The sequence below is a fragment of the Psychroflexus salis genome, assembly GCF_014640175.1.
In the GTDB taxonomy this organism is placed as follows: Bacteria; Bacteroidota; Bacteroidia; order Flavobacteriales; family Flavobacteriaceae; genus Psychroflexus; species Psychroflexus salis.
Window position 1 is genome coordinate 60,127 of sequence record NZ_BMGL01000013.1, and the last position, 26,067, is coordinate 86,193.

At 32.1% G+C, this 26,067-nt stretch carries 29 protein-coding genes; 20 read left to right on the forward strand and 9 right to left on the reverse strand.

All coding sequences use genetic code 11. The features are described from left to right. Window position 1 precedes the first annotated feature (1 nt). Window positions 2-634: a 7-carboxy-7-deazaguanine synthase QueE gene (locus IEV63_RS11270; protein ID WP_188406921.1), complete on the reverse strand. Its 633-nt coding sequence runs from the start codon at window positions 632-634 to the stop codon at window positions 2-4. A 109-nt stretch (window positions 635-743) separates the two neighbouring features. On the opposite strand from IEV63_RS11270, the gene IEV63_RS11275 reads away from it, so the two are divergent. The 7 genes from IEV63_RS11275 to IEV63_RS11305 are packed head-to-tail and all read left to right on the forward strand — an operon-like array spanning window position 744 to window position 5,284. Then, window positions 744-1,313, forward strand: coding sequence for a hypothetical protein (locus tag IEV63_RS11275; RefSeq protein WP_188406922.1), 570 nt, complete (start codon window positions 744-746; stop codon window positions 1,311-1,313). After that, a complete protein-coding gene (locus IEV63_RS11280) occupies window positions 1,300-1,827 on the forward strand; it encodes a hypothetical protein (protein ID WP_188406923.1) in 528 nt (175 codons plus the stop codon). The genes IEV63_RS11275 and IEV63_RS11280 overlap by 14 nt, the downstream gene beginning before the upstream one ends. Window positions 1,828-1,829: 2 nt before the next feature. Next, a complete protein-coding gene (locus IEV63_RS11285) occupies window positions 1,830-2,669 on the forward strand; it encodes an alpha/beta hydrolase (RefSeq protein WP_188406924.1) in 840 nt (279 codons plus the stop codon). A gap of 7 nt (window positions 2,670-2,676) precedes the next feature. After that, the gene (locus IEV63_RS11290) at window positions 2,677-3,396 is read left to right on the forward strand and encodes a pseudouridine synthase (RefSeq protein WP_188406925.1); all 720 of its coding nucleotides are present in this window, start codon (window positions 2,677-2,679) and stop codon (window positions 3,394-3,396) included. A 34-nt stretch (window positions 3,397-3,430) separates the two neighbouring features. Continuing rightward, on the forward strand, window positions 3,431-3,856 hold the full coding sequence (locus IEV63_RS11295; RefSeq protein ID WP_188406926.1) for a VOC family protein: 426 nt from the start codon (window positions 3,431-3,433) through the stop codon (window positions 3,854-3,856). Beyond that, window positions 3,853-4,896: an AI-2E family transporter gene (locus IEV63_RS11300; protein WP_188406927.1), complete on the forward strand. Its 1,044-nt coding sequence runs from the start codon at window positions 3,853-3,855 to the stop codon at window positions 4,894-4,896. Before IEV63_RS11295 ends, IEV63_RS11300 begins: the two co-directional genes overlap by 4 nt. Continuing rightward, window positions 4,880-5,284 (forward strand): YkvA family protein, encoded by a 405-nt coding sequence (locus IEV63_RS11305; RefSeq protein WP_188406928.1) that lies wholly within the window; start codon window positions 4,880-4,882, stop codon window positions 5,282-5,284. The genes IEV63_RS11300 and IEV63_RS11305 overlap by 17 nt, the downstream gene beginning before the upstream one ends. Window positions 5,285-5,500: 216 nt before the next feature. On the opposite strand, the gene IEV63_RS11310 is transcribed toward IEV63_RS11305, so the two are convergent. Continuing rightward, the gene (locus IEV63_RS11310) at window positions 5,501-5,929 is read right to left on the reverse strand and encodes an Ohr family peroxiredoxin (RefSeq protein ID WP_188406929.1); all 429 of its coding nucleotides are present in this window, start codon (window positions 5,927-5,929) and stop codon (window positions 5,501-5,503) included. Between the two features lie 81 nt (window positions 5,930-6,010). On the opposite strand from IEV63_RS11310, the gene meaB reads away from it, so the two are divergent. Then, the gene (gene meaB / locus IEV63_RS11315) at window positions 6,011-7,099 is read left to right on the forward strand and encodes a methylmalonyl Co-A mutase-associated GTPase MeaB (protein ID WP_188406930.1); all 1,089 of its coding nucleotides are present in this window, start codon (window positions 6,011-6,013) and stop codon (window positions 7,097-7,099) included. On the opposite strand, the gene IEV63_RS11320 is transcribed toward meaB, so the two are convergent. Genes IEV63_RS11320 through IEV63_RS11330 form a run of 3 tightly spaced genes read right to left on the reverse strand, consistent with a single transcriptional unit; the run spans window position 7,075 to window position 9,359 of the window. Beyond that, complete coding sequence (locus IEV63_RS11320; protein WP_188406931.1) at window positions 7,075-7,701, reverse strand: phosphatase PAP2 family protein; 627 nt, start codon at window positions 7,699-7,701, stop codon at window positions 7,075-7,077. The genes meaB and IEV63_RS11320 overlap by 25 nt on opposite strands. A gap of 11 nt (window positions 7,702-7,712) precedes the next feature. Then, window positions 7,713-7,949: a DUF8828 family protein gene (locus IEV63_RS11325; RefSeq protein WP_188406932.1), complete on the reverse strand. Its 237-nt coding sequence runs from the start codon at window positions 7,947-7,949 to the stop codon at window positions 7,713-7,715. 54 nt (window positions 7,950-8,003) lie between these two features. Then, on the reverse strand, window positions 8,004-9,359 hold the full coding sequence (locus tag IEV63_RS11330; RefSeq protein WP_188406933.1) for an MATE family efflux transporter: 1,356 nt from the start codon (window positions 9,357-9,359) through the stop codon (window positions 8,004-8,006). Window positions 9,360-9,988: 629 nt separating this feature from the next. Here IEV63_RS11330 and IEV63_RS11335 point away from each other — a divergent pair. Together IEV63_RS11335 and IEV63_RS11340 are read left to right on the forward strand one after the other, a co-directional pair. Then, complete coding sequence (locus tag IEV63_RS11335) at window positions 9,989-10,591, forward strand: hypothetical protein (protein ID WP_308419940.1); 603 nt, start codon at window positions 9,989-9,991, stop codon at window positions 10,589-10,591. Beyond that, window positions 10,584-11,129, forward strand: a complete 546-nt coding sequence (locus IEV63_RS11340; RefSeq protein WP_188406934.1) for an RNA methyltransferase — start codon at window positions 10,584-10,586, stop codon at window positions 11,127-11,129. The genes IEV63_RS11335 and IEV63_RS11340 overlap by 8 nt, the downstream gene beginning before the upstream one ends. 10 nt (window positions 11,130-11,139) lie before the next feature. Here the strand turns inward: IEV63_RS11340 and dnaG are convergent, their stop codons facing one another. Continuing rightward, on the reverse strand, window positions 11,140-13,107 hold the full coding sequence (dnaG, locus tag IEV63_RS11345; RefSeq protein ID WP_188406935.1) for a DNA primase: 1,968 nt from the start codon (window positions 13,105-13,107) through the stop codon (window positions 11,140-11,142). Window positions 13,108-13,263: 156 nt separating this feature from the next. Here dnaG and IEV63_RS11350 point away from each other — a divergent pair, with 156 nt between their 5' ends. Next, complete coding sequence (locus IEV63_RS11350; RefSeq protein ID WP_188406936.1) at window positions 13,264-14,046, forward strand: 5'-nucleotidase C-terminal domain-containing protein; 783 nt, start codon at window positions 13,264-13,266, stop codon at window positions 14,044-14,046. A 7-nt stretch (window positions 14,047-14,053) separates the two neighbouring features. After that, complete coding sequence (locus tag IEV63_RS11355) at window positions 14,054-14,968, forward strand: bifunctional metallophosphatase/5'-nucleotidase (protein WP_188406937.1); 915 nt, start codon at window positions 14,054-14,056, stop codon at window positions 14,966-14,968. Between the two features lie 10 nt (window positions 14,969-14,978). On the opposite strand, the gene IEV63_RS11360 is transcribed toward IEV63_RS11355, so the two are convergent. Further along, window positions 14,979-15,956, reverse strand: coding sequence for a polyprenyl synthetase family protein (locus IEV63_RS11360; protein ID WP_188406938.1), 978 nt, complete (start codon window positions 15,954-15,956; stop codon window positions 14,979-14,981). Window positions 15,957-16,123: 167 nt separating this feature from the next. Here IEV63_RS11360 and IEV63_RS11365 point away from each other — a divergent pair, with 167 nt between their 5' ends. Both IEV63_RS11365 and IEV63_RS11370 read left to right on the forward strand, forming a co-directional pair. Then, a complete protein-coding gene (locus IEV63_RS11365; RefSeq protein ID WP_188406939.1) occupies window positions 16,124-17,236 on the forward strand; it encodes a T9SS-dependent choice-of-anchor J family protein in 1,113 nt (370 codons plus the stop codon). A gap of 124 nt (window positions 17,237-17,360) precedes the next feature. Next, window positions 17,361-18,179 carry a T9SS type A sorting domain-containing protein gene (locus IEV63_RS11370; RefSeq protein WP_188406940.1) on the forward strand — a complete coding sequence of 273 codons (819 nt, stop codon included), beginning with the start codon at window positions 17,361-17,363 and terminating at the stop codon, window positions 18,177-18,179. A gap of 72 nt (window positions 18,180-18,251) precedes the next feature. On the opposite strand, the gene IEV63_RS11375 is transcribed toward IEV63_RS11370, so the two are convergent. After that, complete coding sequence (locus IEV63_RS11375) at window positions 18,252-19,415, reverse strand: sigma-54-dependent transcriptional regulator (protein WP_188406941.1); 1,164 nt, start codon at window positions 19,413-19,415, stop codon at window positions 18,252-18,254. An 81-nt stretch (window positions 19,416-19,496) separates the two neighbouring features. Next, the gene (xerD, locus tag IEV63_RS11380) at window positions 19,497-20,393 is read right to left on the reverse strand and encodes a site-specific tyrosine recombinase XerD (RefSeq protein ID WP_188406942.1); all 897 of its coding nucleotides are present in this window, start codon (window positions 20,391-20,393) and stop codon (window positions 19,497-19,499) included. A gap of 74 nt (window positions 20,394-20,467) precedes the next feature. On the opposite strand from xerD, the gene aroQ reads away from it, so the two are divergent. The 6 genes from aroQ (at window position 20,468) to pyrF (ending at window position 25,872) form a co-directional block, all read left to right on the forward strand. Beyond that, window positions 20,468-20,881 carry a type II 3-dehydroquinate dehydratase gene (gene aroQ / locus IEV63_RS11385; protein ID WP_188406943.1) on the forward strand — a complete coding sequence of 138 codons (414 nt, stop codon included), beginning with the start codon at window positions 20,468-20,470 and terminating at the stop codon, window positions 20,879-20,881. 86 nt (window positions 20,882-20,967) lie between these two features. Then, on the forward strand, window positions 20,968-21,495 hold the full coding sequence (locus IEV63_RS11390; RefSeq protein WP_188406944.1) for a hypothetical protein: 528 nt from the start codon (window positions 20,968-20,970) through the stop codon (window positions 21,493-21,495). A gap of 73 nt (window positions 21,496-21,568) precedes the next feature. Beyond that, the gene (locus IEV63_RS11395) at window positions 21,569-22,747 is read left to right on the forward strand and encodes an AIR synthase related protein (protein ID WP_188406945.1); all 1,179 of its coding nucleotides are present in this window, start codon (window positions 21,569-21,571) and stop codon (window positions 22,745-22,747) included. A 116-nt stretch (window positions 22,748-22,863) separates the two neighbouring features. Beyond that, window positions 22,864-23,919 (forward strand): DUF3078 domain-containing protein, encoded by a 1,056-nt coding sequence (locus tag IEV63_RS11400; protein WP_188406946.1) that lies wholly within the window; start codon window positions 22,864-22,866, stop codon window positions 23,917-23,919. A 56-nt stretch (window positions 23,920-23,975) separates the two neighbouring features. Then, entirely contained in the window at window positions 23,976-25,055 is a 1,080-nt protein-coding gene (prfA, locus tag IEV63_RS11405; RefSeq protein ID WP_188406947.1) for a peptide chain release factor 1, read from the forward strand. Window position 25,056: 1 nt separating this feature from the next. Next, on the forward strand, window positions 25,057-25,872 hold the full coding sequence (gene pyrF, locus IEV63_RS11410) for an orotidine-5'-phosphate decarboxylase (protein WP_188406948.1): 816 nt from the start codon (window positions 25,057-25,059) through the stop codon (window positions 25,870-25,872). The last annotated feature ends 195 nt before the right edge of the window (window positions 25,873-26,067 follow it).

Consider the following 26,067-nt stretch of genomic DNA (forward strand, 5'->3'; position numbering starts at 1 on the left):
TTTAAGGGATTCTTAAATATTTATGGGTTTGTAATGATATTTTCCACTTCGGATTTTGCATTACATAGTCAACAATTATAGGAATCATTTTTTCACGCATACTCCATTCGGGTTGCAGGTAAAGCAAACAATCGTTATTTACTTGAGTAGCCTGTTCTTCAGCAAATTGCAAATCGTGTTTATTAAAAACAATTACTTTTAGCTCATGTGCTTTTTGATAAGCTTCTTTTGTAGGTAATTTATTTTTTTTAGGCGAAAGACAAACCCAATCCCAAATTCCTGTAAAAGGGTAAGCTCCCGAAGTTTCTATATGGATATTTACGTCTTTTTGTTTGAGCATTTGAGTAAGCAAAGTCATATCCCAAGTAAGTGGTTCGCCTCCAGTAACTACAACAGTATCGCTGTATTTCACTACATCATCTACAATTTTTTCGGTAACTGTTGGTGGGTGTTTTTCTGCGTTCCAGCTCTCTTTTACATCGCACCAATGGCAACCTACATCGCAACCGCCTATTCTAACAAAATAAGCCGATGTTCCTGTATGGTGACCTTCACCTTGTATTGTGTAAAACGCTTCCATTAAAGGAAGCATTTTCCCTTCATGAACAAGCGTTTCAATTTTTTCTTTTTTCATAGCGGGCAAAGATACTACTTCAATTCTGTTTATAAAAGCTATAAGATTTAAGTAAAAGTATAATTGTTTAGCCCTAGCAATTCTTATTTTTGTAACTTAAAATTTAATTATGAAGAAAATATTTACAGTCATTTTAGTGCTTATTGGTTTAGTATCTTGTACCAATGCTGAAAAAAATAAATTCTTATTAGCTAAAAACCAAGTCGGATTGGTAAATGCTAATACACCCGTTTACGAGCTAGAGCATTTATTTAAAAACGATTCTGTTGTTCGAATGGATTTAGAAGACCGTTTTAGAACCAAAATTCAAGATGTTGAAGTTTACAACAAAGAAGGTGAGAAACTTTTGGTTTTAGAACCTAGAAAAGCAGATGATTCTACCAGTACTTTTAAACAAATACAAGTAGCTAGTCCTTTGTTTGTTACAGAAAAAGGTTTTGGAACAAATTCTACTTTTAAAGATATTTATCAAAATTACGAAATCGGAAAAATACAAAATACATTTATGTCTGTAATTGTTACTATTAAAGATATTGATGCATTTGTAACTATTAACAAAAAACAACTTCCAGAGAATTTACGGACTGGTTCGGATATTGAAATTAAAGCTAGCCAAATTCCAGATGATGCTAAAATTCAACATTTATGGATGAACTTTAGTTTAGATGAAGAAAAGTAAATTATTTATTTTTGGCTTATTCATTGTATTAGCGTGCCAGAAAAAGAAAATTGATTTAGTAAATATTCCTACAACTACAAAAGATGGTTATATTCAAGTTTTAGTCTCAACAAGCTTAAGAGATTCTGTTATTAGTAATTTTAATTTCGAAAAAAAGAATCTAGAACTTACCAAGCAAAACCATTTTTTAAAAGGGATTGCTAGCTTGGGATATATAGCTGGAAAAAACAAGAACAATGAAGCTATTGTTTTAGGCGAAAACAAATCAAAAAATCATCTAAAACAATTAAAATCGATTGGATTAGCTCGGGTTGAATGGCATAACCAAACCAAAGATTGGTTTGGTTTTACCGAAAAAAATGGAAATATTAAGAGCTTTGAAGATTTCGTAGTAAATCACATTTCATTGAATAAAAACCTTCAAGAAGCATTAATTAATCAAAACACAAAGGCTGGCGGTCGTGTAATTTGGTATGGTGAAGCTTTTTTAGATTCAGAACTAAATCTCAGCTAATTATGAAAAAAATACTCAAAAAATATATTCCTAAACTTATAGGCCTTCAACTGAATTCAATTTACCGAATTAATAAGAAAAAAGCTGTAATTAAAGTTTATCGCATTTTTTGTACGCCTCGTGGCGGAAAAGTTAAGCCACATCAGGAGCTGTTTTTAAGAAATGCCCAAGCCACTAAAATAAATCATGGTAATATTAAGTTACAAACTTACCATTGGAAAAATGAAGGACCAAGTGTTTTGTTACTTCATGGTTGGGATAGCAATACCAGCAGATGGCGAGATTTAATTGAACAATTAGTTACAGAAAAATACAATATTATTGCCTTCGATGCACCCGCACAAGGCAATTCTGGTGCTAAATTACTAAATGTTCCGCTCTATGCTAAATGCATTGGCAAAATGATAAAAATGTATAAGCCTCAATACTTGGTTGGTCATTCTATGGGTGGTATGAGTATTTTTTTTAATGAATTTCAAAACAGATCTAATTCAGTTGAAAAAATAGTAAGCTTAGGCGCACCTACTGAAATGAAAAAAATAATTGATGATTTACAGCAAATTTTAGGACTTAAACCTAAATTAATGAAGGATGTTGAAGCTTATTTTAAAGATAAATTTGGTTATCGATTTAAAGATTTTACAACACAAAACTTTGTGCAATCAGTAGATAAAGATTGCTTGGTAATTCATGATAAATACGACAAAATTGTACCTGTTCAGTCCGGTAGAAATCTAGAAAAACAATTAAAAAAAGTAAATTATATAGAGACTGAAGGCGCGGGTCACTCATTAAATCGTGATTATATACATCAGCATATACTCGAATTTTTGGCAAAATAAATTAGTTATGGAGAAAGAACAACCTGTTAGAATAAATAAGTATTTAAGCCAAATTGGATATTGCTCTCGTAGAAAAGCAGACGAATTACTTAACCAAGGAAGAATTAAAATTGAAGGAAAAGTACCTGAATTAGGTACTAAAATTATTCCTGGCCAAGAAATTTTAGTAGACGATAAACCCATACCACAGCAAGAAAACAAACCTGTTTATATTTTACTAAACAAACCCAAAGGAATTGTTTGTACCACCGATACTAGGGTAGAAAAAGATAACATCATTGATTTTGTAAATTACCACAAACGCATTTTTCCGATTGGCAGATTAGATAAAATGAGCGAAGGACTAATTTTATTAACCAACGATGGTGACATAGTGAACCAAATTTTAAGAGCCAAACATAAAAATGAAAAAGAATATATTGTAAAAGTTAACCAACCCATTACTGATGAATTCTTACATAAAATGGCTGATGGTGTTTCTATTTTAGATACGGTAACTTTACCCTGTAAAGTTGAAAAAGTAGACGACTACCGTTTTAAAATTGTGCTAACGCAAGGCTTAAACAGGCAAATTAGAAGAATGTGTGAAGCCTTAGACTATAAGGTATATGCCTTAAAACGAATTCGACTAATGCATTTGTTTTTAGATGTACCACAGGGCGAATACAGAGAATTAAATGACCAAGAAGTATTGCGCTTAAAATCTGCTTTAGCTAAAAAAAATTAAAAGTTTAATTGTAATTTTAGCCAAAACATAAAAAATGCAAAAATTACGTCCGTTTCATTTAGCCATACCTGTTCAAAACCTTGAAGAAGCTAGAAATTTTTATAGAAATACCTTAGAGCTTCAGGAAGGTAGAAGTGACAAACAATGGGTTGATTTCGATTTTTTCGGGCATCAGTTAGTAATTCATGAAGACCAAAATGCTCATCAAAATTCAAAAGTGAGTAACATTGTTGATGGTAAAACAGTTCCTATTCCACATTTCGGCATTTTATTAGATTGGGATGAGTTTCATAACTTTTCTGAGATGCTTCGTATTAAAAAAATAAAATTCCAAGTAGAACCTTACATTCGTTTTCAAGGAGAAGTTGGAGAACAAGCCACCATGTTTTTTTATGATTCTTCTGGAAATGCCTTAGAATTTAAAGCATTTAAAGACGAACAACAAATATTTGCCAAATGAGTAATCAAAAAATAAGCACATCCTTAATACGCCAAATTTTCACTCTCCTACTAATTATAATTTTAGCAGGCTTAATTTTAAGTAAAACATTTCCTTATTTGTCTGGCGTACTTGGAGCTATTGCTTTATTTGTGATTTTTAAAAAAAGTATGGCAAAAATGCGAGCAAAAAAATGGAATCCCTTTTTTGCAAGTTCTCTAATATTATTTATTTCGACCATTTTAATAATATTACCTGTTTTTACCATTGTATACTTAATGACCAATAAAATTGGGCAAGCTGTAAAAAATTCTGAGCAACTAGTTAAGGCATTCAAAAATCAGTTAGTAATAATAGAAGATTATTTAGGATTTGAACTTGCTTCCCAACTTGATCCGAATTCTGTAACCGATTGGGTATCTAGCAGCTTAAAAGGACTTGCTACAGGAACTTTTGATGTATTTATAGCATTAACTATTATGTATTTTTTACTGTATTATATGCTTATTAATTATAAAAAACTACAGCAAACTTTAGAAGCATACGTACCCATAGGAGTAGAAAATTTTAAACGAATTGGCAATGAAGCTTACCAAAAAGTTAAAGCCAATGCCATTGGTATTCCGTTAGTTGCCCTTTTTCAAGGACTAATTGCATTAATCGGATTTTGGATTTTTGATGTACCCAATCCCTGGTTTTGGTTTGTAATTACATCGGTTGGTTCGGTTTTACCCTTTGTAGGAACTGCCATCGGAATTTTACCTGTTAGTATTATTTTATTTGCTGAAGGAGCAACGGCAAGTGGAATTGGTATTTTAGTTTATGGATTTGTAGTGGTTGGTGCTAGCGATAACTTAATTCGCTTGTACGTTCTGAAAAAAATGGCAGATGAGCATCCGCTAATTACATTATTTGGCGTTATAATTGGCGTACCTTTATTCGGATTTATTGGCTTGATATTTGGTCCTTTACTTATATCATTATTCTTGTTAATAATGAAAATTTACAAAGAAGAATACGGAAAAGAATCTAAAATAGAAACCCATGAAAAAATCATCTAAAAATATCGATGAAGCATACATCAACAAAAATGCAGAAAACTTAGACAAAGATCAGCTCAATGAAGCTTTAGAAAACGAAGGAAAAATTAAAAGTAAACTGAAATACTTACAAGATTTTAAAAATCAAATTATTTTGCTTTTTCAATTACTAAAAGACTACAAAAACAAACGCTACAAACAAACTCCGTGGTTAAGCATTGCCGCTATTGTGTTTGTGCTACTTTATATACTAAACCCTTTAGATTTAATACCCGATTTTATTCCGTTTGTTGGCTATATAGACGATGCTAGTGTAATTGCCGTTACTTATAAAATGATTAACAGCGATATTGAAAACTATCAAATTTGGAAGAAAGAAAATCAAGAAATTAAAGGCGAAGTGAGTTAATACTATTTTGATTATGTAATGTCGCTAATAAATACACCAATACCTAAGGTGCTAAAATATCAATCATCTGCTGGCAGTATTTAAAAAACCTCGTTAATGTGGAAGACAATTAAAATGACTTGTAATTAAGCCTAAAAAACAAAAAACCTAGATCAATTAAAAAAACCTTGATGGAATGCATCAAGGTTTTTTTAATGAGTTTTGATAGATAAATTACTATTCGTCTAACATTAAATTGAGTGTTACATCAATATTATCGCGAGTAGCTCTAGAAAATGGACACATTACGTGAGCTTCATTAACTAACTTTTCTCCCGTTTCAATATCAGTGACTTTTGGCAAGTATGTATCTAAAATAACTGCCAATTGCAAGTCGCCTTCTTCCGTTTTTCCTAAGCTAACATGTGCTGTAACTTCAAAATCTCCAATTTCAACTTTATGTTTATTAGCAACTGCTTCAACTGCACCTCCAAAACAGGCTGCGTAAGCTGCGCCAAAAAATTGCTCAGGATTAGCTCCGTCTCCACCATCGCCTCCAAGCGCTTTTGGAAGACTCAACTTCATATCTATTGGTCCATCTTCAGATTTAACATGACCTTTTCTTCCACCAATTGCTTTGGTTGCTGCTTTATAAATTGTTTCCATGATTATATTTTTTACTAATGTAGAAACTTAAGTAACGGAGAACAAAAATGAATTCATAAATTTGTGCTAAACACTTTTAAGTTGGCATCAAAACAAAATTCTAAATTCACTTCAGCTTTAGGACACAGCAAAGCTACTGTTGAAAAATCGCACATTAGCCATGCGAGTAAGAAACGCATTCGTGAGATTAGAAAATTAGGATTTAATACAGATGCTATAATTACAGGATTACTAAAAGGAAATAAAACACAACTCAGTAAAGCTATTACTTTAATAGAAAGCAATGCAAATAAGCATGAACATGCAGTAAAAAAAATTATAGCAGCAAGTTTACCACACGCTAATAAATCGGTTAGGATTGGCATTACAGGTGTTCCTGGTGTCGGAAAAAGCACTTTTATTGAAAGTTTTGGAAATTACCTTATCCAACTTGGCAAGAAAGTGGCTGTTTTAGCTGTAGATCCTTCTAGTTCAATTTCTGGTGGAAGCATTCTAGGCGATAAAACCCGAATGGAAGAATTGGTTAAAAGTGAAGCTGCATTTATACGTCCTACCGCCTCTGGCGACTCGCTTGGTGGCGTGGCAAGAAAAACAAGAGAAAGTGTTATTTTATGTGAAGCCGCAGGCTTTGACGTAATTTTAATTGAAACCGTAGGAGTTGGTCAAAGTGAAACCGCTGTACACAGCATGACTGATTTTTTCTTATTGTTAAAATTAGCTGGAGCTGGAGATGAATTGCAAGGCATTAAACGTGGGATTATTGAAATGGCAGATGCTATTTTAATTAACAAAGCTGATGGGCAAAACAAGAAAGCTGCAAAACAAGCAAAAGTTGAATTTAAACGTGCATTACATTTATATCCCGAAAAACGAAGTAATTGGATACCTAAAGTAAAACTCTGTTCTGCATTAGAAAATTGGGGAATAGAACAAACTTGGGAAATGCTAACCAATTATTTTAGCCTTACTAAAAAAAATAACTTTTTTGAAGAAAACCGAAAACAACAAAATAAATATTGGTTATTACAAAGCATCAACGAACAATTGAAAAGTCAATTTTACAATCATCCAGAAATTAAAAAAGAATTAGCCGAACAATTGGAAAAAATACATCAACAAAAAACAACTCCATTTGAAGCAGCTAACTATTTACTAACTTTAAAACGGTAACTTTTTAATGTAGTTTGTTCTAATTTTTGATAAATTTCATAGAATATAACACCCACACCAAAACCAAATAAAGTTCCTACTATAATATCACTTGGATAATGGTAGCCTAAATAAATACGACTAGCACTTACTAAGAATGCCCAAATACATATACTTATAAAATAAATTAAGTGTATTCTGCCTAAAAGTCTACCTATAAATCCCGCAATAACAAAAGACACCGCAGCATGCGCTGAAAAAAAACTGAATTTTTCACACTTTACCAGATTGCTATCAATTAAATCGCCTTTAAAAAACAAACCGTCGGCTAATAAACGAATTTGATTTGCAATGACTGAATATTGGCTACAAGGTCTTGGTCTAGCCACGCTGGTCTTAACCAACATAGAAAAGAGTTCAGTAAAAACTATACCAGCCAATAAAAAAGTTCCAACCCAAAATGCAGTTTTAAAATTAGATTTTTTCCAACAAAATAGTATGAGTATAGCCGTAAAAATAGCACCTGTAAGTTTATCCGTAAAAAAAAGCCAAAAAAAATCCCAAAACGCTGTATGGTTTTGATTAAAAGCTAGCAACAAGTCTTGATCTAAACCTTTTATCATGATGCATTCGTTTAATTTTCTTGTTGTTCGTAAAACTGAATTTCGGCATCATAAAAATCACTTGCTTCTTTTACTAAATTTGCTGTTTCTTCGCGTAATTCATCTTCATCTTCCTTAGAGATATCTTCCCAAAACTTTAATTCGTCTGTAGATAAATCGATTATACATCTAGGAAATTCAGTATGAATAACAAAAATTGAGTCGGGACATTCAGAAGCGTCACCCATTATAAAACGCGGAATTTTCATAAATTAAAAGTTAATTTATTGCAATATTATCAAAATCATTTCATTTATAAGATATTACGCCGCTTTATGTTTGGTCTTTGTAAGCATTTTTTTTGTTAAGTAATTGAATCTAAAAAATAACATTATAGCAGAAGCGGTTAAACCAGCGAGTAATCCTAACCAAATGCCTACACTGCTAAAAACATCAGCTTTACCTGTAAAAAACGAAATTGGAAAGCCAATCATCCAATAGGCTACAAAACAAATTAAGGTAGGAATCCAAACATCTTGCATGCCACGTAGAGCACCTAAGATGGTTACTTGTAAACCATCACTCAGTTGAAAAATAGCAGCGACAATTAATAACTGGCTGGCCATTTGCGTAACCTCTATATCATCGATATAAATGCTTGGTAAAAAGTCTTTCAACAAAATAAAGCCTAAAGCAAAAAAAGACATGATAGTAAATACTTGAATAAAAATAGAATATGCAATTCGTTTTAAACTAACATAATCTTTTTTTCCTTTTTGATTACCAACACGAATTGTAGCGGTTACTCCTAAGCCAACCGCAATCATAAAAGTCATAGATGCTAAATTTAACGCAATTTGATTAGCAGCTTGTGCATTGGTTCCGAGTGTTCCTGCTAGCAAAACAGTAGCTGTAAAAATACCGCCTTCAAAAATCATTTGTAAAGCTGTTGGAAAACCAAGATGAAAAAGTTTTTTAAAAATCAATTTTTGTAAAGACTTCTTCATTAAAACAAAATAAGGCTTCAATTTAGGCTTCTTGAATAAAATAATAAACAAAAAACTAACTAAAAAAATGCGGGAAATAAGAGTTCCAATAGCGGCTCCTTCAATTTCAAGTCTCGGAAAAATCCAAACTCCATAAATTAGTAAATAGTTTAAAAGTACATTTATTAAATTAGCTCCAATGGTAGCATACATGGCATATTTAGTTAGCGACAAACCGTCGGCAAATTGCTTTAAACCTTGAAAAAGCATCATAGGAAGCATAGATAAAGCAATAATATTTAAGTAAGGCATGGCTAAGTTTACAACAGCAAGCGGCTGGTCTAGATAAAATAAAATCGGTTTTGAGAACACCAAAAAAAGCAGTAACAAAACTCCAATAAAACCACACATTAATAAACCATGCTGAAAAATTTGCCTTCCTTTTGTACGGTCTTCTTCACCATCGGCTTCTGCTACTAAAGGAGTAATTGCAAAACTAAAACCGATTCCTAAAAACAAAGCAAACATAACTAGGCTATTTCCTAGTGAAACAGCTGCCAAAGGAGCTGCACCCAACTTACCAATCATTACATTATCTACAAATCCAACTAATATATGACCTAACTGGCCCAGCATAATCGGATAAGCTAGCTTATAATTCGTAAAAAACTCCTTGGTATATCTGTTTAGCATTACAATAAAAAATTTGCAAATGTAGTTTATTTATAGCTTTGTAAGCATGAATCCAAAATGGATTTATACGCCAAGGAGTTTAGCTTTGGATAAAGTTAATTTATGAAAAAATACTTTTATGGCCTGTTTTTTCAACTACTTTTCTAATTAAACTTTCGAATTGGCTAGAACATTATTTAAGCATTTAGATGCATTCAAGTTTGTCTTCTAATTTTTTGCTGGCTTATCCTTCATTTATCATAATAAAAATATTGGTTTCTGGTTGCCACATAATAAGCCTAAATATTAGCGATCCTTAAAAGAGAAACAAAACTCATTAGAAAAGAATGTTTGATAAAATTTTAGTTAAGATCTAGCGACTAGAAGTCGGAATTGAGAATTTTTAATAAGCTATCTTAATTGTTTAGCGATTTGGGGATAAATGGCTTTATTGAAAAAAATATATTCTCTTCTCGAATATTTTTTCAAATGAAATCATTTTAATTTTTTAGGTGAATTTTTTTCTAAAAGTTGTTTGTGCTTCATCAAATACAAGTTAGAGTAACTAAGCATAAAAGGAAGTTTACTTCAAAAATTAAACTGAAAAATATTGTATATTGCAGAGTTTTATGCTTTAAAAAAATCTAATTTTGGAAGACAATAAAGAGACTATAATTAATAACATTGCTCAGCTACTTCAAGAGGTACCAAGCTCTTTAGAAATTGTAAAAGACGACGACAAAAAGCAACAACGCTTTCGCTATCTTGCTAAACACATGGTAGAAAAAGCCATAAGAGAAGATGCCTTAATTGTAAGCGATGATTTAAAAGGGATTGCAATTTTATTTAAGATTGATGGTAGCCAAAAAAATTTTTGGTTAGACACCTGGGAAGATTTAAAATTAGCAATTCATGTTACGGGTATTAAAAAAGGTTTAAAAGCCTTTAAAACTCAACAAGTTGTTCGTAAACAACGCCCTAACCAAGGTACCTATTTGTATTGTTGGTTTTGGGGAATTTTAGCTGATGCTCGAGGAGTAACCGATAAAATGACAGCTTTTAAAATGAAAGATGAGTTTTACGAACGTGCTTATCAACTCCAAATTCCTATTTATGCAGAAACTAGAATTCGGCGAGTTGCACTGGCTTATCAACGTTATGGTTTTAAAAAATTAAAAGATTGGAAACACCCAAGCGGTGATACTATGGTTTTTATGCGCTACGATCCGCCCAAAAAAGAACAACATGCGTAAACTAAAAAACGAAGAATTAGACCGCAAAAGCCTGAATGAATTTAAAGCAGCTAGAAAAACTCCACTGATTGTTATTTTAGACAATGTACGCAGTTTAAATAATATAGGTTCTGTTTTTAGAACTGCTGATGCTTTTTTAATTGAAAAAATATACTTGTGTGGCATAACTGCTAAACCTCCACATAAAGACATTCATAAAACAGCTTTAGGTGCTACCGAAAGTGTAGACTGGGAATATGTAGAGAGCACAATTAAATTGGTAGAAAAACTCAAAAAAGAACAAATAAAAGTTTACGCTATAGAACAAGCAGAAAAGGCTACAGAATTACATCAGTTTCAAGTTAAACCCAGCCAAAAATATGCTTTTATATTTGGTAACGAAGTAAAAGGTGTACAACAAGAAGTTGTAAATAATTGCAATGGTATAATTGAAATACCACAATTAGGCACTAAACATTCTTTAAACATTTCAGTTAGCACTGGAGTTTGTTTATGGGATTTTGTTACTAAAAGCAAGTTGTTTAACAGCGAATTGTAGCTTCAGAAAATTACAATACCCGATCTAAACGTTTAGAAATTATTACTTCTAACTGTTTATAGTCTTTAATTTCAGTAAGAATTTGAAAAACGTCTTCGTTAGGATTTGTTTTAATTTTTTCCCCAAATTGATTTACTTTTTCTTTTATGAGTAATCTACGCATACTTAAAATAGTTTGCACTACTTCTTTAGGATCTAAAATAGATTTATCGGTTACAAAAATATTGGCATCTTGCCACCGATGAAGTTTTTCCTTTTCATCTTCCATTAAAATATGGGTAACTTCGGTAGCTTCATCTTGACTTAAGGATTGTAAAAAAGCATTTACTTCAATTTTTCCTTTACTTGCCAGCTCAACTTCAATTTTTTTGTGCAATTCACTAAAAATAGGATTACTAAATTCAGTTTCATCGTCTTGTAAATCTTTATAAATTTTATCGTAAACGCTACATTCTACTTCTAAATTTTTATAAATAATTTCTTCATTTTCATCAATATCAATCACTACGTCGTTAAAAACATTTCGTTCGTGACCGTGTTTTAATAATAGTGAAATAATTTTTCGTTCGAGGATATATTTTGGATCGACGGCTTCTGCTTTTACCTGATTTTCTTCTGGCTTTACTAAGGCCATTGGTTTTTCTGGAGCATATTTTTTTTTCGATTCGTCGCGTTGTTTTTTAGCTAAAATTTGTGCTAACGAGCTAAACAAAACTTCTTCAGAAACATTCATAATTCTAGCACATTCCTTGATATAAATTTCCTGCTGAATTTCATTAGGAATCAAAGAAATACTATTTACAATTTCTCGGGTAACTTCTGCTTTGCGAATAGGGTCGTTTATAGCAGATTCAGCTAACAACGAAGCTTTAAACTGAATAAAATCGGTTGCATTATCATTTAAGTAAGCCTTTAACTCTACTTCATTGTTGTTTTTAGCAAAGCTGTCTGGATCTTCACCTGCTGGAAAAGTACAAACCTTCACGTTCATACCTTGTTCCAAAATTAAATCTATACCGCGTAAAGATGCTCGAATACCTGCAGCATCACCATCAAAAAGTACCGTTATGTTTGGGGTTAACCTATTAATTAATCGAATTTGATCTGGTGTAAGTGCCGTACCCGAAGAAGCTACAACATTTTTTACTCCAGTTTGAAAAAACTGAATAACATCGGTATAGCCTTCAACTAAATAACAATTATCTTCTTTGGCTATGTATTTTTTAGCTTGATACAAACCGTAAAGCACTTTACTTTTGTGGTAAATTTCACTTTCGGGAGAGTTTAAATATTTTGCTGCCTTTGGATCGTTTTTTAAAATTCTACCTCCAAAACCCAAAACTCGACCAGACATAGAAAAGATAGGAAAAATAACACGACCTTTAAATCGATCGAATTTTTTATCGCCTTTTACTATGCTTAGTCCTGTCTTTTCTAAATAATTAAGTTGATATCCTTTTTTTAAAGCTTCATCAGTAAAAGCGTGCCATTGGTCGGGTGAGTAACCTAAACTAAAGTCTTTGATGGTTTCGGTTGTAAATCCACGTTCTTTAAAATAGCTCAATCCAATTTGCTTCCCTTCGGTGGTATTAAAAAGTTGATCTTCAAAAAAAGTCTTTGCAAATTCTGAAACTAAAAATTGGCTTTCTTTTTCGCTAGCTTTTTGTTTCTCTTCGTCGGTTTGTTCAGTTTCTTCAATTTCAATTCCGTAACGTTTAGCTAAATATTTTATAGCTTCAGGATAACTAAAGTGTTCGTGTTCCATAATAAATGAAACCGCATTACCACCTTTACCACTCGAAAAGTCTTTCCAAATTTGTTTTACAGGCGAAACCATAAAACTAGGCGTCCGTTCTTCAGTAAAAGGGCTTAATCCTTTAAAATTAGAACCTGACTTTTTTAACTGCACAAAGTCGCCTATTACTTCTTCAACACGAGCAATATCAAATACTTTTTCTATGGTAGACTTACTTATCAATTCAAAAAAATTAAGAATTCAAAAATACACAAATTAAAAGTTTAGTTTCTTTAATTTAAATTAGATACTTCAAAAAAAGTAAATTCGCTCCATTGTTATACAATTATATTAGTAATAAGTGCTTACTTTACTATCTTTGAAGCTTAATTCGTAATAATGAAAACACAAATTATTAACATACTCCTTATCTGTATAAGCTTAGGTGCATTAAGTTGTGAAAAAGAATATGTTAAGCCAGTTAAAATTAACTATAAACAACAAGCTATAGATGCAAATCTTATGGCTGATGAAGAAATTGAAAATTTTATAGCTCCTTATAAAAGCAGAATTGAAGGAGAAATGAAAAAAGTTTTAAGTTATGCACCACAAAGCATGTTTAAAAGCCAAGGCAAGTACAACACGGCTATTGGTAACATGATGGCAGACGCTGTACTTGAAGAAGCCACTCCCATTTTTAAGAAACAACAAAATTTAAATATTGATGCCGTTTTACTAAATTATGGTGGGATTCGTGCAGGAATAAGTAAAGGTGATATTAGCGTTCGTACTGCTTTCGATATTATGCCTTTTGAAAATGAAGTAGTTGTAGTAGAGCTTACTTATGAGAGTGTACAAAAGATGATTCGTTATTTAATGAAGAAAAAAATAGCCCATCCTATTGCAGGAATACAACTTCAGTTAAATCATGATTATACTTTTAAAAAGGCAAGTATAAATGGAGAAGAAATTAAATTGAACGACCAAAAAGACAAGCATTTTTATATTGCAACTTCAGATTATTTATTGCAAGGTGGAGATGAAATGTCTTTTTTTGAAGATAATAAGAATGTGTATCACTTAGACTATAAACTACGAAATATTTTAATTGATTATTTCGAAAAAAAAGAACAAATTTTAGCAACAGTAGAGAAGCGCTTTACTGTTTCAGATTCATTTTAACAACACTATGAAAAGAAGAAATTTTATTAAGAAAACAGGCGTTGCTTCTAGTGTTTTAGGTTTTGGAAGTTTTAGTTTATTAAATTCTTCGTTAACAAAAGTTGAAGAAGATGCAAAGCAGATTACAATTTTACATACCAACGATGTACACAGCCATATTGAAGCTTTTAGCAATACGCATGCTAAGTATCCAGGTCGTGGTGGGGCTGCAAGACGCTACGCATATATAAACATGGTAAAAAAAGAAAATCCCAACACCTTGATACTCGATGCTGGAGATGCTTTTCAAGGAACACCTTATTTTAATTTTTATGGTGGAGAGCTGGAATACAAATTAATGAGTAAAATGGGTTATCATGCTTCAACAATAGGAAATCATGAGTTTGATAATGGAATAGAAAATATTGCTGCACAATTAGCCCATGCTGATTTTAAATTATTAAATGCAAATTACAATCTAAAAAACACCATTTTAGATGGCTTGGTAAAACCTTACCAAACTTACGAAATGGACGGTGTTAAAATTGGTGTTTTTGGTTTAGGAATTGAGCTAAATGGTTTGGTTTCAAAAAAATTATTTAAAGAAACTGAATATATAGACCCTGTTGATGTAGCTAAAGACACTGTTAAAAAGCTAAAAAATGAAGAAGAATGCGATTTAGTAATCTGCTTATCGCATTTAGGTTTTAACTACAGTGGTCGTAAAATATGCGATGTAAAACTTGCACAACAAACACGAGATATCGATTTAATAATCGGTGGCCATACGCACACTTTTTTAGAAAAACCATCGCTTATTGAAAATTTAGATTTTAAAAATGTGCTGGTAAATCAAGTTGGTTGGGCAGGACTAAATATGGGAAGAATTGATTTTTATATGAAAAAAGAAAAAGCATCTAAAGAAACATTGATTGAGCTTTAATTCTCTGTTTTTATTTTTCTCTTTCTATAACGTAATCGATTAAGGTCTGTAATGAAGTTTTGTATTCAGAATCTGGATAAGAATTAAGAATTAATGATGCTTCGGTTTGGTATTTTTTCATTTGCTCTATAGCATAATCCAAGCCACCAGATTGTTTAACAAAAGCAATAATTTCTTTTACACGTTTCTTATCTTTATTATGGTTTTTAACAGAATTAATTAACCATTTTTTATCTTTAGCAGCAGACGTATTTAAAGCATAAATTAAAGGGAGCGTCATTTTTTGTTCTTTAATATCAATACCTGTTGGTTTGCCTATTTTTTCTTCACCATAATCAAATAAATCATCTTTAATCTGAAAAGCCATACCTATTAATTCTCCAAACTTTCTCATTTTTTCTATGTGTTCTGAGTTTGGCTGAACAGCGGCAGCACCAAGGCTGCAACAGGCAGCAATAAGCGTGGCTGTTTTTTGGCGAATAATCTCGTAATATACATCTTCAGTAATATCTAGTTTTCTAGATTTTTCAATTTGAAGAAGTTCGCCTTCACTCATCTCACGAACAGCAACAGATATAATTTTGAGTAAATCAAAATCGTCATTATCTATGGAAAGCAATAAACCTTTTGAGAGTAAAAAATCACCTACTAAAACAGCAATTTTATTTTTCCATAAAGCATTGATTGAAAAAAAACCGCGTCTTCGGTTACTATCGTCTACCACATCGTCATGGACAAGAGTAGCGGTATGAATTAATTCTATTACCGCAGCACCACGATAGGTTCGATCGTTAACATCTCCCTTTGAGAGCATTTTTGCTACCAAAAATACAAACATAGGTCGCATCTGCTTGCCTTTTCTGTTGACAATAAAATGGGTGATTTTATTTAGTAAAGCTACACGAGAAGACATGAATAGAGAGAATTTTTTTTCAAAAATTTCCATTTCATGAGATATGGGTGCTTTTATTTTGGCTACGGCTTTCAAAGGATTGCAAAGATAGGAATTTGATGGACTAGAAAATTTAATTATTAACAGATATTTAAAAATCTTAAATTTTTATCAAGTAAATTAAAGATAAGTTAAAAATCATGTGCAAAGCTTTCTTTACTGAGTAAATCCTTATTATTGTAACTCAATAAAATTATATATTTATGAATAAAATTACCTTACTTATGCTAGCTTTTCTAGCAACTTTATCGACTTATGCTCAATTTCCTGAAACTTTTGAAGGACCAAATAGTTTACCAGCGACTTGGGCCATATTTGATAATGGAATTGGAACAGTTGAATCTTGGCAACAAAGTGAAAATGGCTTTGCACTAGTTTTATGGGAAGCTGTTGGGGCTGGTGAAACAGCTGAAGATTGGCTTGCAAGTCCATCTTACACTATAGATGCAACTACACCAGTACTTTTATTTGAAGCTACTCCATTTAATGCACCAGATTATGGTTCTACACTATCAGTTCGTGTACAAGTTGACGGAGCTGGAAGCGATAGAGTAGATCCAAGTTTATACACAACTATAGAAACTTTTACTGAAACAGATTTACTACCCGAAGCAACCTTTAACACTGTAGAAGTTGACTTATCAGCTTATGCTGGAGACGATGTGTTTATCGCTTTCGTTTATTCTAATAACGACGGTGATGCGTGGGCGCTTAGAAATGCTGAATTTATTAGCTTAGCTACTACAGCTCCACAAGCCGTTATAAACCCTGATCCTGCAGACCAATCTACTGTTTTTTTATCTGATGGTGGTATAAATGATGAAGGCGTACAAGTTTACCAGTATGTATTTGGTTTTGAATTACCAGACAGCTCTGAGCCAGCAACTTCGTATCTTTTTGAATTAGGACTTGATTCAAATGTAGATGCTTTTAGTACTACTTTACCTAGTCCAGCCCTAACTTTAACAGGTTTACAATTTGATACAACTTATTTTTGGAAAGTTACTTCAATCAATAGCCAAGGTTCAGCAGAGAGCCCTGTTTGGTCTTTTACAACTGAAAGTACGCTAAGCAATAATGAGTTTGTTTTAGAAAATGATTTTGTTCACTTTATTGGCAACAACAAATTAAACATTCAAGCTAATACGCAATTTAATCAAATTCAAATTTTTGATATCAGTGGTAAGCAAATTATTAACAATGAATTAAATGGTGCAACTGAAGCGCAAATTGACATCAATACATTAAATACTGGTATTTATATTGCTAGAATTAATACAGAAAATGGTTTATATTCATTTAAATTTGCTAGATAAAATACTTAATTTAGTTAATATTTATAAAAACGTCCTTTCATTCGAAAGGACGTTTTTTTTGGATTAAATAAAAAATTAATTATTTTTTGTTAATATTGTATACAAACATCTAAAACAAATAAATATGAAGAAAATTACTTTTTTATTAACAATGATTTTTGTCGTAAGCTTAGGTTATGCACAACAAAGTGCGTTTACAGACGATTTTACAGACGATACTTTTCCAGGCTGGACATTTTATGATGAAGACGGTGATGGAAACTTTTGGGGTGATTTAAACCAAATTGGCGATGGCGAGGGTGGATTTATAACACCTCCTTCACTAATTTCTAGATCATGGCAAGGTTCTCCTCTAACTCCAGATAACTGGGCTGTTAGTCCAGCTATAGATTTATCTTCTGCAAGTGGTACCATAACTGTAGATTATATCACTCAAGTAGCAGCACAGGCATGGGATCAAGAAACCTATTCTGTTTATGTTACAACAACAGACGATTTTACTACAATACAAGCTGAAACACCAATTTTCACAACAACTCTTGGTAATGGAGCTGGTGGTATCCCACAAGAAACTCATACTCATGATATTTCTAGTTTTGCAGGCGAGTCTGAAGTGTATATCACATTTAGACATTTCAATACAACAGATATGGATTTTATAGCCATTCATGAACTTAATGTATTCGCTGAAACCTTATCTAATAACGAATTTGTTGTAGAAAATAATTTTGTTCACTTTATTGACAACAACAAATTGAATATTCAAGCTTCTACGCAATTTAATCAAATTCAAATTTTTGATATCAGCGGTAAGCAAATTATTAACAATGAACTAAATGGTGCAACTGAAGCGCAAATTGACATCAATACATTAAATACTGGTGTTTATATTGCTGAAATTAACACAGAAAATGGATTATATTCATTTAAGTTTGCTAAGTAAAATTAGTTGATTGTAAATAGAAAACGGTCTTGAACTTAATCAAGACCGTTTTTTTTATGGATAACTCCAAACTTACTTAGAAGCAAATAATTCTACATCTTGTTTAGTGATTTCATAATCACCTAGGATATGAAGCCGCTCTATTACATTTCTTAATTCTCTTATATTTCCCGTCCAATTATACGATTTCAATTCATTAAGAGCACTTTTAGAAAAAGTTTTAGGAGCATCGCCATTTTCTTTTGCAATGGTTTTTGCAAAATGGTCTACCAATAAAGGAATGTCTTCTCTTCTTTCGTTTAAAGATGGAACTTGAATTAAAATAACGGCTAACCTATGGTACAAGTCTTCTCTAAATTTTTTATTACTAATTTCATTTTTTAAATCTTTATTGGTTGCTGCTATTACCCGAACATCTACTTTTATATCTTTATCGCTCCCAACACGTTGTATTTTATTTTCTTGAAGTGCACGTAAAACCTTAGCTTGAGCAGGAAGGCTCATGTCTCCAATTTCATCTAAAAAAATGGTTCCGCCATTGGCAGCTTCAAATTTACCAGCTCGATCTTTATTAGCTGAAGTAAATGCACCTTTTACATGACCAAATAATTCGCTTTCAATTAATTCTGATGGTATTGCAGCACAATTTATTTCAATAAAAGGCTTTTTTACGCGTTCACTTTTTTCGTGCAACCAATGGGCTACTAATTCTTTTCCAGTACCATTTTCTCCAGTGATTAAAACGCGTGCATCAGTTGGCGCTACTTTGTCGATTATATGCTTAACAGAATGTATGGACTCGGAATCACCAATCATTTCGTACTTTTTAGAAACCTTTTTTTTCAGGTTTTTATTTTCTGTTTTTAACTGATTATTGTCTAAAGCAATACGAACAGTTGTAAGTAAACGGTTTAAATCGGGTGGCTTAGCAATATAATCAAAAGCACCCATTCGCATGGTTTCTACAGCTGTATTAATATCGCCATGGCCAGAAATCATAACTACTGGAACGTCGGGTTGGTGTTCCTTAATTTGGGTTAATACTTCCAAACCATCGTTTTTAGGCATTTTTATATCGCAAAGTACTAGGTCGAAAATCATCGATTTAATTTTCTGAATTGCTACAGCCCCATCTTCTGCTTCTTCAATGAAGTAAGATTCGTTTTCCTCAGATAGTATCTTGATTAAAACTCTACGTATAGAAGGTTCGTCTTCTGCAATAAGTATTTTAGCCATTTTAAATTTTTATGCAAAATACAGAAGTAGTATTTAAAAAGAAAGATTTTGTATTAGAAAAAGTATGAGTTAAAATTTTCATTACGCTCTCGGATGATATTTTAAGACGGTTTCTTTTAGATGTGAAGTGTCTAAATGCATGTAAATTTCGGTAGTAGTTATACTTTCATGTCCGAGCATTTGTTGAATAGCTCGTAAATCGGCTCCATTCTCTAATAAATGGGTAGCAAACGAATGGCGAAAAGTATGTGGACTAATTTTTTTTTGAAGGTTTGCTGCTTTAGCCAAATTTTTAACGATAGTAAATATCATAACACGCGTTAAAGCCTTACCACGTCGATTAAGGAATAAAATATCGCTTGCAGACTTATCAATGGATTCATGTACGCGGACTTCGTCTTTATAGATATTAATTAACTTTATAGTAAAATTGCCAATAGGTACAAGGCGTTGCTTATTACCTTTCCCAAGAACACTAATAAAACCTTCTTCAAAATATAAATCAGATAGTCGTAAACCAACAAGCTCACTTACTCGTAATCCACAGCCATACAAAGTTTCAATAATTGCTTTATTTCGCTCGCCTTGTGGATGCGACAAATCAATAGCACCTATAAGTCGGTCTATTTCAGAAGTTGACAAAGTATCAGGTAACTTTCTGCCTATTTTAGGTGCTTCAAGTAGTTCTGAAGGGTTATCTACTCTAAAGTCTTCTATCAATAAATATTCAAAAAAACTTTTTAAACCAGAAATAATGCGGGCTTGACTTCTTGCATTTACCACTTTAGCAAGTTGGTGTACAAAGGCATATAAATGAGTTGGCTCTATTTGTAAGGGATTTATTCCCTCATAGTATTGATCTAAAAACTGAATTAATTTGGCCAAGTCTAAACTATAATTTTGAACTGTGTTTTCAGCTAAACCACGTTCAATTCGTAGGTAATTTTGAAATTCTTTCTGCGCCTGCTTCCAATTCATAATAAAGAATATGAAAGCAAAATAACTAATTTTATCAAATAATTTTCTATTTTTATAAATTAAACAACCTAGAAATGAAAATACACATTATTAATGGTCCAAACCTAAATATGCTAGGTGTTCGTGAACCTGAAATTTATGGAAAAACTTCATTTAAAGATTATTTTTCAGAACTTCAGTTTCAATTTAAAGATGTTGAACTTTCTTATTTTCAAAGCAATATAGAAGGTGAGTTAATATCTGAAATTCATGAATCTAGTACTAATGTAGATGGAATTGTGATCAATGCAGCGGCTTACACACATACATCAATTGCATTAGCTGATGCTATAAAAATACTTGAAATACCTGTTGTTGAAGTACACATCTCTAACATATATGCAAGAGAAGAGTATAGAAAACATTCGTTTATTGCCCCTAATGCCTTGGGTGTTATTTCTGGATTTGGATTACAAAGTTATGCTTTGGCCATACAAAGCTTTATTTAAAGTAGCTTTATGTCTACAAATTTTAAGCTTGAAAATATCACAATTTATTTATTATTGTGAGCAAAACAACTCACAACAATAAATTCATGAAATCTACTCAACTGGTTGCCTTATTCCTTATTTTTTTATCTTCTTGTACTGCAAAAAAAATAACTGATTACGAAAATGGAATCCTTAAATTTAGTGGTTGTCCTGATGGGGGTGATTGCAATATTGAACAAATTAGAGATACCCAAATAAGCTTAGAAAAAGATGATACTGGAAAATTATATCCTGAACTCAAAAAATCGAATACTTACCATTTATATAAAATAACTTACAATAAACAGACAGATATAAACCTTGCAGATACAGAATACCAAGAAGTAATTTACTTTGAAATTGAAAAAAGCAAAACCTTTAGGCAGTTTAATAACAAAGCCTTAGATCGTGCAAAAGTAACCTACGGAAGACTTTGTCGATGCCCTGAAGAAACAGGCTACGAGCCTATATATGATGGCAAATTATACTTCGAAACTTTTAGGCAAGTAACTGAAATAAAGCTTGAAATAATACCTAAAACACTACCTGTAATAATGAATAATTTTCAAGTTAAAGTTGCATTTAATGATTAAAGTAAGTAGATTATTCTACTAAATTTATTTTGTTTATTAGGCAAAGCTTACTTTTGCAATGAAAATTTGCATCATGAATCAAGAACCTAAAGAAAGATACGCCCAACGTGGTGTTTCTGCACAAAAACAAGATGTTCACCAAGCTATAAAAAAAATAGATAAAGGACTATTTCCAAAAGCATTTTGTAAAATAATACCAGATCACCTCACCAATAGCAAAGAGCATTGCATTGTAATGCATGCCGATGGAGCAGGAACAAAATCTTCTTTAGCTTATATGTATTGGAAAGAAACAGGAGACATTTCTGTATGGAAAGGAATAGCCCAGGATGCCTTAATTATGAATATTGACGACTTACTTTGCGTAGGGGCTACCGATTCTATCCTACTATCTTCTACCATCGGGAGAAATAAAAACATCATTCCAGGTGAAGTAATTTCAGCTATAATTAATGGTACAGAAGAATTATTAAAAGATTTAAGTACATATGGAGTTAAAATACATTCAACTGGTGGTGAAACAGCAGATGTAGGCGACCTTGTTAGAACTATTATTGTAGACTCGACAGTTACAGCCAGGATGAAACGAAACGACGTAATTGATAATGCAAACATAAAAGCTGGCGATGTAATTGTAGGTTTAGCTTCTTTTGGGCAGGCAACTTACGAAAACGAATACAATGGTGGCATGGGTAGCAACGGTCTAACTTCGGCAAGACACGATGTGTTGCACAAAAAATTAAAAGAAAAATATCCTGAGAGTTTTGACCATTCCATACCAGAACACCTTGCTTATGCTGGCAGCAAAAACTTAACCGATTTACTAGAAGATGTTAAACTTAACGTCGGAAAGTTAATCTTATCGCCAACTCGAACTTATGCACCAATTGTTTCTGAAATCTTTAAACAATTAAACAGAAAAGATATTCATGGAATGGTTCACTGTTCAGGCGGAGCACAAACCAAAATTCTTCATTTTATAGACAATTTACATGTAATTAAAGATAATCTATTTCCAACACCTCCCCTTTTTAAGCTTATTCAAAAAGAAAGTGAAACGGACTGGAAAGAAATGTATCAAGTTTTTAATATGGGCCACCGTATGGAGTTATATGTAGAAAAAAACAATGCGCAACAAATTATCGATATTGCAAAGAAATTTAATGTAAATGCGCAAATTGTTGGTCATGTAGAAGCTTCAAATCACAAAAAACTAACAATAAATTCTGTACACGGTAGTTTTATTTATTAGATATATTGATTTTTAAATAGTCTTTTTTATCTAATTTATACTCAACAATTAGAAAGCTAAGATTTAATTTACACACAAAATAAAACAAAAAATAGCTTATTTATAGTAGATTATTTATGAAAAAAATAATTTTCTTTTTTTTTATCTGTTTGGTTTTCAGCAAAGCAAATTCCCAAAGAAACCCTCTATTTTTTAAAGAAAGACCTCTTAACGTTTTTATAAAAAAAAGTGGACCAATTGAATTTGTTAAAGATTATACCGACCGTGACTACAAAATTGAAAATGCTACTCTGTTAATTCCCAATCAAGCTCCAGAAAGTTTTTGGAAAAAAATAAATCGGTTTTCATTCGACTTTACGCAAGTATCCTTCGCAAACTGGAATGCAGGTGGTATTAGTTCAATTGCTGGATTATCAGATTTTCGGTTTAGAAGAACTTATGAAAAAGGCTTTGTAAGATGGAATAATGAAATGATAATTCGTTATGGTCTTAATAAACAAGAAAATCAAAATTGGCGAAAAACAGACGATGATTTTGAAATGGTATCTACCTTTGGTTACAAATTCAGTAAAAGCTCAAAATGGTTTTACACCGCACGTTCAAGTTTTAAAACCCAACTTACACCAGGATATAATTATCCAAACCGAGATGAAAGTATTTCTCAAATTATGGCACCTGGGTATTTTTTCCTGGGTATTGGTGCCGAATTTTCTGAACCCGAAAAAGAATTGATTTTTTATGCATCTCCATTAACCCAAAAAACAACATTCGTATTGAATCAACGTTTGGCAAACCAAGGTGCATTTGGTGTACGTGAAGCACAACTAGACAACCAAGGAAACCTAGTAAGAAAAGGAAGCAAAATAAGAAACGAAACTGGTATACTTATTAAAAATGAGTTTAGAAAAGAAGTTTTAAACGATGTAATCTTATTTAGCAGAATTAGCTTATTTACAGATTATTTTAAAAACTTTGGTAATATTGATGTGGATTGGGAATTAATTGTAGACCTAAAAGTAAACGAGTATATAAAAGCAAGAATTGGCTCTCATATTCGTTATGACGATGATATCCGAACCACGAGTACCGATCAAGATGCACTTGAAAGAGATGAAGGCCCAAAAATACAATGGAAACAACAAATTGGAGTTGGAATTTTAATTGAATTGTAAACGCAAATGCGAGCGTGTGCGTTTTATTCCTTAAATTTGCTCATTAAATTTTATTCATGTTAGATAAACTCAATATTGTAAAACAACGTTTCGACGAAGTAAACGACTTAATAATTCAACCTGAAATAATTAGCGATCAAAAGCGATATGTTGATTTATCGAAAGAATACAAAGATTTAAAGGATTTAATGCTAAAGCGAGATGAATACCTCAATTTAGTAAACAATATTGAAGAAGCTGAAGAAATAATTAGCGATGGTAGCGATGCAGAAATGTTAGATATGGCTAAGTTACAAATGGATGAAGCTAAAGAACGACTTCCAGCTTTGGAAGAAGAAATACGCATGATGCTTATTCCAAAAGATCCTGAAGATAGTAAAAATGCAGTTGTTGAAGTAAGAGCTGGTACTGGCGGAGATGAAGCTAGTATATTTGCAGGTGATATTTTTAGAATGCTTACAAAATACTGCGATAGTAAAGGATGGAATGTAAGTACTGTAGATTACAGTGAAGGAACAAATGGCGGCTACAAAGAAATTCAATTTGAAGTATCTGGCCAAGATGTATATGGAACATTAAAATACGAAGCTGGCGTACATCGCGTACAACGTGTACCACAAACCGAAACCCAAGGTAGAGTGCACACTAGTGCAGCCACAGTAATGGTTTTTCCTGAAGCTGAAGAGTTTGATGTTGAAGTAGATCCTAAAGATGTGCGTATTGATTATTTTTGTTCTTCTGGACCAGGTGGTCAATCGGTAAACACTACCTACTCCGCTGTAAGGCTAACTCACGAACCTACAGGAATTGTAGCTCAGTGTCAAGATCAAAAATCGCAACATAAAAACAAAGAAAAGGCATTTAAAGTCTTGCGTTCCCGATTATACGAAATGGAACTCGCTAAAAAACAAGCTGAAGATGCAGAAAAGCGTGGAAATATGGTAACAAGTGGCGACCGAAGTGCTAAAATTAGAACTTATAATTATCCACAAGGTAGAGTTACCGATCACCGAATAAATTTAACCTTATACGATCTTGATAATATTATAAATGGTGGTGATATACAAAAGATTATTGATGAATTAAAATTGGTGGATAATACTGAAAAAATGAAACAATTATCAGATTCATTATAACATGAAAATTCAAGATTTAATTCAACAAATTAAACTGAAAAAATCATTTTTATGCATTGGTCTCGATCCTGATGTAGATAAAATGCCACCACATTTATTGAAGTCTAATAATTTTATATTTGAATTTAATAAGCAAATTATAGATGCAACTCATCATTTGTGTGTAGCCTACAAACCTAACTTAGCATTTTATGAAGCACATGGCTTAGAAGGTTATAAAGCCTTAAAGGATACTATTTTGTATTTAAATGAAAAGTATCCTGAACATTTCACTATAGCTGATGCTAAACGAGGAGATATTGGCAATACTTCTAAAATGTATGCAAAAGCATTTTTTGAAGAATTGAATTTCGATTCAATTACCATCGCCCCTTATATGGGAAAAGATTCTGTTGAGCCTTTTTTAACTTTTAAAAATAAGCACTGTATCTTATTAGCTTTAACGTCTAATGCAGGATCAAAAGATTTTCAATTCCTAAATACAGAAGAAACAAAAACAAAACTTTTTGAAGAAGTTATTCAAACTTCTCAAACTTGGCAAAATGCAGATCGGTTAATGTATGTTGTTGGTGCCACACAAACCGAACATATTCAAGCAGTAAGAAAAATAATCCCAGAGTCGTTTTTATTAGTGCCTGGTGTTGGTGCGCAAGGCGGAAGTTTAGAAGAAGTTTGCAAGTATGGTTTAAACAAAAATATAGGTTTACTAATAAATTCATCTCGAGGTATTTTGTATGCTTCAAATGAATTAAATTTTGCAGAAGCTGCTGCGGAAAAGGCCTTAGCAATTCAAACTAAAATGGAAAGCTTTTTATAAAAGCATTCTAATACATAATCAACTTCAAACAATAATTAGAATAATAAACTAGCTCAAAAATGTACATTTTAGCTTTCCATAACGTCAAAGGAATGCTTAGTATAGCAAAGCTAGCATATTATCGAAGTATTAAAAATAGCAATAGATATCAAAGCATAACTTCTTAGATTCCAATTTGCTTATGGTTGAAAAGGT

Bases quoted from the DNA above. Each gene is read 5' to 3' on its own strand.
- IEV63_RS11350 (WP_188406936.1), top strand. From the start codon at position 13,264: ATGAAAACACAAATTATTAACATACTCCTTATCTGTATAAGCTTAGGT.
- IEV63_RS11305 (WP_188406928.1), top strand. From the start codon at position 4,880: ATGAAAAAATCATCTAAAAATATCGATGAAGCATACATCAACAAAAAT.
- xerD (WP_188406942.1), bottom strand. From the start codon at position 20,393: ATGAATTGGAAGCAGGCGCAGAAAGAATTTCAAAATTACCTACGAATT.
- IEV63_RS11275 (WP_188406922.1), top strand. From the start codon at position 744: ATGAAGAAAATATTTACAGTCATTTTAGTGCTTATTGGTTTAGTATCT.
- IEV63_RS11330 (WP_188406933.1), bottom strand. From the start codon at position 9,359: ATGCTAAACAGATATACCAAGGAGTTTTTTACGAATTATAAGCTAGCT.
- IEV63_RS11320 (WP_188406931.1), bottom strand. From the start codon at position 7,701: ATGATAAAAGGTTTAGATCAAGACTTGTTGCTAGCTTTTAATCAAAAC.
- pyrF (WP_188406948.1), top strand. From the start codon at position 25,057: ATGAAAATTCAAGATTTAATTCAACAAATTAAACTGAAAAAATCATTT.
- IEV63_RS11370 (WP_188406940.1), top strand. From the start codon at position 17,361: ATGAAGAAAATTACTTTTTTATTAACAATGATTTTTGTCGTAAGCTTA.
- IEV63_RS11285 (WP_188406924.1), top strand. From the start codon at position 1,830: ATGAAAAAAATACTCAAAAAATATATTCCTAAACTTATAGGCCTTCAA.
- IEV63_RS11355 (WP_188406937.1), top strand. From the start codon at position 14,054: ATGAAAAGAAGAAATTTTATTAAGAAAACAGGCGTTGCTTCTAGTGTT.
- IEV63_RS11400 (WP_188406946.1), top strand. From the start codon at position 22,864: ATGAAAAAAATAATTTTCTTTTTTTTTATCTGTTTGGTTTTCAGCAAA.
- IEV63_RS11325 (WP_188406932.1), bottom strand. From the start codon at position 7,949: ATGAAAATTCCGCGTTTTATAATGGGTGACGCTTCTGAATGTCCCGAC.
- IEV63_RS11340 (WP_188406934.1), top strand. From the start codon at position 10,584: ATGCGTAAACTAAAAAACGAAGAATTAGACCGCAAAAGCCTGAATGAA.
- IEV63_RS11280 (WP_188406923.1), top strand. From the start codon at position 1,300: ATGAAGAAAAGTAAATTATTTATTTTTGGCTTATTCATTGTATTAGCG.
- IEV63_RS11390 (WP_188406944.1), top strand. From the start codon at position 20,968: ATGAAATCTACTCAACTGGTTGCCTTATTCCTTATTTTTTTATCTTCT.
- IEV63_RS11295 (WP_188406926.1), top strand. From the start codon at position 3,431: ATGCAAAAATTACGTCCGTTTCATTTAGCCATACCTGTTCAAAACCTT.
- IEV63_RS11365 (WP_188406939.1), top strand. From the start codon at position 16,124: ATGAATAAAATTACCTTACTTATGCTAGCTTTTCTAGCAACTTTATCG.
- IEV63_RS11395 (WP_188406945.1), top strand. From the start codon at position 21,569: ATGAATCAAGAACCTAAAGAAAGATACGCCCAACGTGGTGTTTCTGCA.
- IEV63_RS11290 (WP_188406925.1), top strand. From the start codon at position 2,677: ATGGAGAAAGAACAACCTGTTAGAATAAATAAGTATTTAAGCCAAATT.
- aroQ (WP_188406943.1), top strand. From the start codon at position 20,468: ATGAAAATACACATTATTAATGGTCCAAACCTAAATATGCTAGGTGTT.
- IEV63_RS11300 (WP_188406927.1), top strand. From the start codon at position 3,853: ATGAGTAATCAAAAAATAAGCACATCCTTAATACGCCAAATTTTCACT.
- IEV63_RS11310 (WP_188406929.1), bottom strand. From the start codon at position 5,929: ATGGAAACAATTTATAAAGCAGCAACCAAAGCAATTGGTGGAAGAAAA.
- IEV63_RS11375 (WP_188406941.1), bottom strand. From the start codon at position 19,415: ATGGCTAAAATACTTATTGCAGAAGACGAACCTTCTATACGTAGAGTT.
- IEV63_RS11270 (WP_188406921.1), bottom strand. From the start codon at position 634: ATGAAAAAAGAAAAAATTGAAACGCTTGTTCATGAAGGGAAAATGCTT.
- prfA (WP_188406947.1), top strand. From the start codon at position 23,976: ATGTTAGATAAACTCAATATTGTAAAACAACGTTTCGACGAAGTAAAC.